The 8913-nt window shown below is 66.2% G+C and carries 6 protein-coding genes and 2 pseudogenes; 2 read left to right on the top strand and 6 right to left on the bottom strand.

What is annotated here, in order from left to right:
• Positions 1-375: 375 nt before the first annotated feature.
• The 3 genes and pseudogenes from WP12_RS26150 to WP12_RS23135 all read right to left on the bottom strand — a co-directional run.
• A pseudogene (locus tag WP12_RS26150) lies at positions 376-648 on the bottom strand (carboxypeptidase-like regulatory domain-containing protein); the annotation flags it as partial.
• A gap of 132 nt (positions 649-780) precedes the next feature.
• On the bottom strand, positions 781-1758 hold the full coding sequence (locus tag WP12_RS23140) for a hydroxymethylglutaryl-CoA lyase (protein ID WP_046196007.1): 978 nt from the start codon (positions 1756-1758) through the stop codon (positions 781-783).
• On the bottom strand, positions 1755-3038 hold the full coding sequence (locus WP12_RS23135) for a hydroxymethylglutaryl-CoA reductase, degradative (RefSeq protein WP_152664127.1): 1284 nt from the start codon (positions 3036-3038) through the stop codon (positions 1755-1757). Before WP12_RS23135 ends, WP12_RS23140 begins: the two co-directional genes overlap by 4 nt.
• 196 nt (positions 3039-3234) lie before the next feature.
• On the opposite strand from WP12_RS23135, the gene WP12_RS23130 reads away from it, so the two are divergent.
• Positions 3235-4620, top strand: coding sequence for an aminotransferase-like domain-containing protein (locus WP12_RS23130; protein ID WP_046196005.1), 1386 nt, complete (start codon positions 3235-3237; stop codon positions 4618-4620).
• A 9-nt stretch (positions 4621-4629) separates the two neighbouring features.
• Here the strand turns inward: WP12_RS23130 and WP12_RS23125 are convergent, their stop codons facing one another.
• From WP12_RS23125 to WP12_RS23115, 3 genes are read right to left on the bottom strand one after another with little or no spacing between them, the layout of a single operon-like run.
• Complete coding sequence (locus WP12_RS23125) at positions 4630-5391, bottom strand: enoyl-CoA hydratase/isomerase family protein (RefSeq protein ID WP_046196004.1); 762 nt, start codon at positions 5389-5391, stop codon at positions 4630-4632.
• A gap of 1 nt (position 5392) precedes the next feature.
• Positions 5393-6613, bottom strand: coding sequence for a CaiB/BaiF CoA transferase family protein (locus tag WP12_RS23120; RefSeq protein ID WP_084691314.1), 1221 nt, complete (start codon positions 6611-6613; stop codon positions 5393-5395).
• Positions 6610-8214 (bottom strand): MFS transporter, encoded by a 1605-nt coding sequence (locus WP12_RS23115; protein WP_046196003.1) that lies wholly within the window; start codon positions 8212-8214, stop codon positions 6610-6612. The genes WP12_RS23120 and WP12_RS23115 overlap by 4 nt, the downstream gene beginning before the upstream one ends.
• Before the next feature lie 440 nt (positions 8215-8654).
• Here WP12_RS23115 and WP12_RS23110 point away from each other — a divergent pair.
• Positions 8655-8913, top strand: a pseudogene (locus WP12_RS23110) (hypothetical protein); the annotation flags it as partial.

Here is an 8913-nt window from a genome sequence, read left to right as displayed (position 1 = left end):
GCACAACCTCAGCTTCACGCAGCTTGCCAATGATCTCTTCCGGGCGATGCTTCTTGCTCGGCATTCCTTGTCTCCTTCGTCATCCAAAATATCATCAATTTTGGACCACTCAGAAGGGGGCAGATCAATATAATAAGCGTTTTCGGCAACCGACGAGCCGCCGAACGCCGGGAGCGCGCCGAAGGTGGAGTCGCCCGCCGTCGCGGTCGGGGCGAGTAGCGCGACATCGGTCAGGCTGCGGCCGATCGGCACGCTGTCGACCAGCCGGGTCAGATCGATGTTGATGCCCGTCGTGGTGGTGGAGAAATCCTGGTTCTCGCGCGCGCCGGTCACGACGATTTCACTGCCGGCGGGACTTTCCCCGACCGTGAAGGTGTAATCGGCGGTCGTCGATGCGGTGATGCGCACGCCCTCCTGCGAGGCGTTGCCGGCGGTCGAGCTGACCGCGACGGTATAGGCTCCGGGCGGCACGGCGGCGAAGCGGAAGCCGCCATTGGATGTCGTCGTGGTGGTGCGGCTGAAGCCCTGGTCCTCGGACGTCAGCTTGACCGTCGCGCCCGCGACCGGCGCCCCCGATACGTTCACCACGTCGCCCGCCAGTGCGCCTGACGTGTAATCCTGCGCGAACGCCGGCGCGCTCGCGACCATGGCGACCATCGCCACCGGAGCGCCGCAGATGGCGAGCACCGCCGCCGATCCGGATCGCATCAATCTGTGTATTTGCTCCCCCATGTCTGTGTCCCCTTCTTTATCATATGGACCGGATCGGCCGGCAGCCGTTCAATTCATACGTGCGTGACGTCCTGCTTCGGCGACGCCTTGCTGCTGGCGAGTCATCCCGCCGCTCCCCAGGCGCGCAGACTGTCGCCGCCGCGCCGCGAAGAGTTTCGATCGCGCGGCTATCCCGAGCGAGGTCTCGATGAGCTCGACGGCATCGAGCAGCGCCTCGATATCGACGCTGCTTGCGATGCCCAGCCCGTCGAGCATGTAGAGGAGGTCTTCGGTCGCGAGGTTGCCGCTCGCGCCGTTCGCATAGGGACAGCCGCCCAATCCGCCGGCGGCGCTGTCGATCACCGCTATGCCGGCCTCCAGGCAGGCCAGCACATTGGCCAGCGCCTGGCCGCAGGTGTCGTGGAAGTGGACGGCCAGCCGCGCCATCGGCACCGTCTGCACGACGGCGCGCACCATATCCTGCGCCTGTTGCGCGGTGCCGATGCCGATCGTGTCGCCGAGCGAGATTTCATCGCAGCCGAGCGACGCCAGCCGTCCGGCGATTCCAGCGACGGTGGTGGCTGCGACATCGCCCTCATAGGGGCAGCCCAGCACGCACGAGATATAGCCCCGGACCCGGATGCCCTGTGGCCCGGCCAGCGCGACAACCTCTGCCACGTGATCGAGCGAGGCCGCAATCGAACAGTTGATGTTGCGCCGGCTGAAACTCTCGCTGGCCGACACGAAGACCGCGACGTCGCGCGCGCCGGCGTCGATCGCGTGGCGCATGCCGGTCGCATTGGGTACGAGGACGGGATAGCGCGTGGCTTCGGTTTTCGAAATGCCGCGCAGAACCTCGCCGGTTCCGGCCATTTGCGGGATGGCGCGCGGCGATACGAAGCTTCCGGCTTCCACGATTGGCAATCCGCTGCGTGACAGGGCGTCGATCACCGCGATACGCTGTTCGATGGGTACAATTCTACCCTCGTTCTGGAGCCCGTCACGCGGGCCGACCTCGACGATCGTCACGGTGGCGGGACGCGTCACCGCTTGCGCAACTCGGCAAGCACGCGGCCGGCGGCCTCTTCGTTGATCGTCTGCTGCTCGATGATCCGGCGCGACACGATGGCCACCTCGTCACCGGCCGCGCCGGCCGCGAAGGCGATGTTCTGCGCGTGCAGCGACATATGCCCCTTCTGAATGCCCTCGGTCGCGAGCGCCTTCATCGCGCCGAAATTCTGCGCGAGCCCGACCGCGGCGATGATCCGCGCCAGTTGCTCCGCGGTGGCGACCTGCATGATCGCGAGCAGCGCGCGGGCGGTCGGGTGGATTTTGACCGCGCCGCCGACCAGTCCCACCGCGAGCGGCAGTTCGATCGTGCCGGCAAGGTCGCCGTCGGCGGTGACTTCCCAGGTCGAAAGGCTGCGATAGCGGCCGGTGTGCGCGGCGAAGGCATGGGCGCCGGATTCGACCGCGCGGGTATCGTTGCCCGTCGCCAGCACGACCGCGGACACGCCGTTCATGATGCCCTTGTTGTGCGTGGCCGCGCGATAGGGATCGTTGTCGGCGAAATGATAGGCGGCGACCATAGCGTCACGGACCTTCTCGCCGCCGATCGCGGCGCAGGTCCAGGTGGCGCGTGCGCGCACCAGCCGCCGGTCGGCCAGGTTCGACAGGATTCGTAACAGCGCGGTGCCCCCGGTCCAGCGAGCTAGGTCGGGCGCCAGCCGTTCCGCCATGGTATTGACGCTGTTCGCGCCCATCGCATCACGCGTATCGACGATGATGTGGGTGATGACCATCGTCCCCACCGGCGTGTCGACGAGCCGCACCTCCAGCGAGCGGAAGCCGCCGCCGAGCCGCACCAGCACCGGATCGCAGGCGTTGCAGATCTCCGCGATCTCGTCCTGCCGCTCAAGGATCAGCAGGCGCGCGCGGCGCGGGTCGGGAATGTCGAGCAGCTGGACCTGTGCGATCATCTCGGTCCCCGAGGTCGAGGTCGTGAAGCCGCCGGTGTCGTGGCATTGCCGCGCCGAATTGCCGACCGCGGCGATCACCGACGATTCCTCGGTCGCCATCGGAACGAGCACATCGCGGCCATCGACCCGCAAATTGGTCGCGATGCCGACCGGAATCGCGATCGTCGTCACGAAATTCTCGACCATATGTTCGGCCAGCTGCGCATCGATGTTCGATGGCGCCGCGAGTTGCGCGCGCTCCGCCGGCCCCAGCCCGGCAAAGCTAGCGACGCGGTCGATCCGCTGCTCGACGCTCCAATTGTGGAAACCGGGTATTCGGGATGACCCGCCGGCCGCTTCTTTGTTCACTGCCACACACTCTCTTCTAGCCCCAACGCCGCGCGGGAGACGGTGGCCGATGCGTCGATAACGGCATCGGCGTCCTCCCACGCCACCATTTGACGATAGCGGGACGGTCGGTAATGATGCAGGTACAATTGGGGACGATCTGATAGGGACGAGGTGGCGGCCTTGTGGGATGGCCGCCTTGTGGGGAAGCTAGGCAATGTCGTCGCCGCCACTGAAAATCGATTTCGTGATGAACAGCATCATGATGCAGCTCAGGGCGGGCACATTGCGGCCCGGCCAGCGCCTCCCCTCCATCCGCGACGAGGCGCAGCGTTTCGGCGTGGGCAAGAACACGATCGTGGAGGCTTATCTCCGGCTGGTGGGGCAGGGAATCCTGCAGGCGAAGCCCGGGTCCGGCTATTATGTGGTGCGCATACCCGCCTCCACCGGCGACGACCGAAGGCTTCCGCTCGCCGCCGCCGCAACCGACCGGGTGTCGTTGCTGTCGGAGCAGCTGGACCGTCTGCTGCCGATCCGGCCCGGCGACGGCCGTCCGCCGCCCGAATGGCTGGAGACTTCGGAACTGCGGCGATATCTCGCTTATCAGCGATTTCAGGAGGGCGACTCCTACAATTCGAGCTGGGGGCATGCACCGCTGCGCGCACGGCTGTGCGGGGCGCTGGCCGAACGCGGGATCGCGTGCCGCGACGACCAGCTGTTCATGACTCATGGCGCGAACCACGCGATGGACCTGGTGATCCGGCGCTATGTCGCGCCCGGCGACACCGTCCTGGTCGACGATCCCGGCTATTATCCGCTGCTCGCCAAGCTCGCGCTGGCGGGGGCGAACGCACTCGGGGTCAACCGCCGTCATGACGGTCCGGACATCGCCGACCTCGAAGCCAAGGCCCGCAAGAGCGGGGCGCGGCTGTTCTTCACACAATCGCTCGCCCACAATCCCACCGGCGGGTCGATCACGCTGGGCACCGCCTATTCGATCCTGCGGATCGCGACCGAGTTCGACCTGCTGGTCGTCGAGGACGATCCCTTCGCGGATATCCTGCCCTATACCGCGCCCCGGCTCGCCGCGCTCGATCAGCTCGATCGCGTCATCTATATCGGGACCTTCTCCAAGACGCTCGCGGGCAGCCTGCGGACCGGCTATCTCGCCGCGTCGCGCCAGCTGGCCGCTGAACTCAACGAGCTCAAGGTCATCACGACCGTCTCGACGTCTGCGCATGACGAGCGGCTGATCTTCCAGCTGATCGAGAACGGACATTATCTCAAGCATCTGCGGCGTTTGCGCGCGCGCGCCAGCAAGGCCACCGCCGAAAGCGTGAAGGCGCTCGAAGGCTGCGGGTTCGAGATCAGCCGGCCGATCGGCGGGGGCTTCTATCTTTGGATCGACCTGCCCGAGCATATGGCCGACGAGAATCTGGTGCATGACGCCGCGCGGGAGGGCATCTTCATCGCCCCCGCGATCAACTTCTCGACATCGAAGAATCCGCTTCCGGCGATGCGGATCAACGTCGCCTATGGCAGCGATCCCGCCTTCCTGTCCTGGCTCCGCGAAAAGGCGAAGCCGCCGAGTGTCCCGGCATAGGCTACGTCGTCAGTCGTCCTTCGCGGCGCGATCGGCGAAGCGCGCGAGGCTCGCCCTGGCCCGGTCGCTGGTGAAGGTGCGCTGCCCGAGCAGCGCCTCTCGCGCGAAGGCCGTCTCGCTGGGCAGGTCGTGGAGGGTGAGCGCGGCTTCCTTGATCGTCTGCACCGCGATCGGGCTCTTGGCGGCGATCTCCGCGGCCAGCGCCATCGCGGCGGGCTCGACCTCGTGAGACGGCAGGACCCGGTTGAGGACGCCGCGTTCGAGCAGCTCGGCGGCGCTGAAGCGGCGGCCCGAGAGCATCAGTTCCATGGCATGCGCATAAGCGATCTGCCGCGTGAGGCGGACCAGCGTGCCGCCGGCTGGAACGAAGCCGTGGTTGACCTCGGGCAGCTGGAAGACCGCGTCGTCGGCGGCGATCCGCAGATCGGTCGCCAGCATGATCTCGAAACCCGCGCCCATGCACAGCCCGCGGATCGCCGACACGATCGGCTTGTAGAAGCCGCCGGTCTTGAGGTGCGCCGGATCCCACCGGCTGATGTCGAACCGGCCGGACGCCAGCGCCGGAATCGACTCGGTCAGGTCGGCGCCGACGCAGAAGGCGCGGTCTCCCGAGCCCGCGAGGACGACCGCGTTGATCCGGTCGTCCTCGCCGATCTCGGCGAAGGCGCGGCCCAGATCCTCATACATGGCGAGGGTCATGGCGTTCAGCTTGTCCGGCCGGGCGAAGCGCACCGTGGCGACGGGGCCGTCATGGACGACGTCTATCGCCATGTCAGGCTCCTCCGCGCGGGGTCAGTGCGGCGATCTCGGCATCGGCGAGGCCCAGCAGGCCGCGGAATATCGCGTCGTTGTGCTCGCCCAGCGCGGGCGCGGCGGCATGCGGCTGCGACGGAAGGTTCGACAGCTTGATCGGCAGGCCCAGCATCCGGACCGGCTTCGTCCCCATAGGCACGTCTACGATCATCTCGCGCGCGGCGATATGCGGATCGGCGACGACCTCGGCGATCGTCTTGATCGCGCTGAGCGGCACGGCATCGCCTGCCATATCCTCGAGTTCGGCCTTGCTATGGCGGGCGAACCAGCGATGGAGCAGCGGCTGGACGACCGTCTCATAGGCCTCCGTGGCGAAGCGCTTTTCCATCGTGTCTATCCGGGGGTCGCGCGCCATTTCGGGCTCGCCGAACATCGCGCAGGTGATCGCCCAGAATTTGTCGGTATATCCGCCGAAGAAGACATAGCCATCGGCACAGGGAAATTGCCCATAGGGACGGACGAAGGGGTGATCGTTCCCCAGCGGCCCGGCGACCTCGTTCGCCACCGTGTAGCGCACCACCGCATTCTCGGTGAGCGACAGGACCGAATCCTGCTGTGAGATATCGACGATCTGGCCGATCCCGGTTCGCTCCGCCTCGCGCAGCGCGGCGAGGGTTCCGGTCGCGGCGTAGAGCGACGCCGACAGGTCGCCGATGATCGTGCCGACGCGGACCGGTGGCTGGTCGGCATAGCCGTTCATCGACCACAGCCCGCCGGCGGCCTGCCCGCTATTGTCATAACCCGGGCGGCTGGCGTTGGGCCCGGTGCGGCCAAAGCCGCTGATCGCCGTATAGACGAGGCGCGGATTGACCGCCCGGAGCACCTCATAGCCCAGCCCCAGTCTGTCCATCACCCCGGGACGGAAATTCTCGACGAGGATATCGGCGCGCTTCACCAGATCGAGAAAGACCTTCCGGCCGGGCTCGTTGCGCAGGTCGAGCGATACCCCCTGCTTGTTGCGGTTATACTGAGCGTAGAAAGCGCTTTCGGGCCCGGTCTCGGTCTCGACCATCGGCGGGAAGGTGCGGGTATAGTCGGGATCGCCGGGATTCTCGACCTTGATGACGGTCGCGCCGAGATCGGCCAGCATCATCGCGCAATAAGGCCCGGCGACGACGCGGGTGACGTCGAGGACGATGACGTCGGACAAGGGGCCCTTGCGGTCGTTGATCGGCATCATGCGTCGTCCTTCACCAGATCGCGCTCGCGCAGCAGCAGCACCGTCACGACGAGGGCCATCGCGACGACCCACCAGCTATACCATAGGCCGGCATAGGGATCGCCGCTGCGCGCGACCATGTACTGCTCGACGAAGGGCAGCAATCCGCCGAAATATCCGGTCCCGAAATGATAGGGGATCGACATCGAACTGTAGCGGATCCGCGCCGGGAACAATTCGGTCAGCAGCGCCGCGACCGGCCCATAGGTCGCGCCCGACAACGCGGTGAGCGCCATGATCGCGAGGAAGATGATGACGAGCCGGCCGATCGGCGGGGTGACGGTGCCGAGCGGATAGCCTTCCGCGGTCAGCCTGGCGTCGAGCTCGGCGTCGGTCGCGTAGGATAGCGGCGCGCCGCCGATGCTGAGCTGCACCGTCGGCGCCTCCGCCAGACTATAGGCGATGCCCCGCTTCGACAGATATTCGAGCGCGCGGCCGCAATCATTGTACTGCACCCTGGCGAAGGGATTGAACCGGCAATCCGGCCCCGCCAGCACAATCGGCGCGCGCTGCGCCGCGCGGGTAAGCTCGGGATTCGCGGCATGGCCGATCACCCAGTAGAGCGGGAAAAGCAGCAGCAGGGTAAGCGCGTAGCCCGTCACGATCAGGCGCTTGCGGCCGATCCGGTCGGACAGATGCCCGAACAGGATGAACCAGCCGAGCCCCATCAGCGCACCGGCCCCGACCACGATCTGCGCGACCTCCTCATCGACATGCATCGCGTTGCGCAGGAAGCCGAGCGTGGTGAACATCGCGGTGAACCAGATCACGGTGAGCCCGGCGGCGATGCCGAACAGCGCGACGAACAGGCGGCGGCCATTGCCCGGATAGGTGAAGCTTTCGATGAACGGGTTCTTCGACACCTGTCCCGCCGCCTTCATCGCCTTGAACACCGGGCTTTCCGACAGGCGGACACGCATCCACAGCGAGATGGCGAGCAGGATCAGCGACAGCAGGAAGGGCACCCGCCATCCCCAGGCGTCCCACGTCGCCGAGGTCATCCCGCCTTTGCACGCCAGCACCACGATGAGGCTGAGGAAGAAGCCCGCGCCGACACTGGCCTGGATGAAGCTTGTGAAGAAGCCGCGCCTGCCGCCCGGCGAATGCTCGGCGACGTAGATGGCCGCGCCGCCATATTCGCCGCCCAGCGCGAGGCCCTGCAGGATGCGCAGCAGGATGATCAGCGCCGGGGCGAGCCAGCCGGCGGTGGCATAGGACGGGACCAGCCCGACACCGGCGGTCGCCACGCCCATCAGGACGATCGTCACGATGAAGGTATATTTCCGGCCATAGCGATCGCCGAGATATCCGAACAGCATCGCCCCGAGCGGGCGGAAGCCGAACCCCACCGCGAAGCCCGCCCAGGCGAGAAGCGTCTGCAATTGTTCGTTGCCGGGCGGGAAGAAGACGCGACCGATGATGCCCGAGGCGGCGAGCGTGCCGTAGATGAAGAAATCATACCATTCGAACAGCGTGCCCAGCGACGATGCGGCGATCACCGATCGCACATCGCGCGGAGACGGAGCTTCGCGCGCTTGCTCTGCCGGTACGATTGTTCCCATAGCCTATGCCTCCACCCGCAGCCCTATCGACGTGGCATAGCTTCGGGCCGAAACGGGACAAGTCTCGATTTCACGGGCTAATCGCTTCGGGGGTGCGCCTTGGCGCGGCGGACTGACGATGATGAAGGCGGTCGTCGGGGCGCGCCCCATGCCACCGGTCAAGAAAAACCAGGATTTCCAACAGCTTATCCCCAAGGAAAAACGACGATAAGGATGGTGCAAAGGTCCGGGGCGCGTAACCCGCCCCATATTGTACCCGTCAACCGACGAAACCACTTTCGCCAAGAGCAGGAGAAATCCTACCCTATTGCGACGGGGCAGCAGCCTGCTCGGCTGCTCGCGCTGTGCGCACTCCGCCTTTTGCGGTGCCCGATGATCGCCCATGCCGGTTTCGCCTCGTCGCGGCGGCTGCATGCTTCCCAAGCGATGGGCGCCGGTTTATGGCGCTGGCCCATGATCTGCGCGCCAATCGCGAAGGAATGAGCATGACGATACGCACCGACTGGACCCGTGGCGAGATCGGGGCGCTGTTCGAGCTGCCGTTCAACGACCTGCTGTTTCAGGCGCAGGGGGTTCACCGGGCGTGGCACGATCCGAACGCGGTGCAGCTGTCGACGCTGCTGTCGATCAAGACCGGCGGCTGCGCGGAGAATTGCGGCTATTGTTCGCAGGCGGCGGGCAATGAGACCGACCTGAAGG

This window comes from Sphingomonas sp. SRS2 (genome assembly GCF_000971055.1).
GTDB lineage: Bacteria > Pseudomonadota > Alphaproteobacteria > Sphingomonadales > Sphingomonadaceae > Rhizorhabdus.
This window is presented reverse-complemented; position numbering and strand designations above follow the sequence as displayed.

What these genes read in the sequence shown, in the direction of transcription:
- WP12_RS23125 (WP_046196004.1), bottom strand. Translation starts at nt 5,391, where the DNA reads ATGGCGATAGACGTCGTCCATGACGGCCCCGTCGCCACGGTGCGCTTC.
- WP12_RS23120 (WP_084691314.1), bottom strand. Translation starts at nt 6,613, where the DNA reads ATGATGCCGATCAACGACCGCAAGGGCCCCTTGTCCGACGTCATCGTC.
- WP12_RS23130 (WP_046196005.1), top strand. Translation starts at nt 3,235, where the DNA reads ATGTCGTCGCCGCCACTGAAAATCGATTTCGTGATGAACAGCATCATG.
- WP12_RS23115 (WP_046196003.1), bottom strand. Translation starts at nt 8,214, where the DNA reads ATGGGAACAATCGTACCGGCAGAGCAAGCGCGCGAAGCTCCGTCTCCG.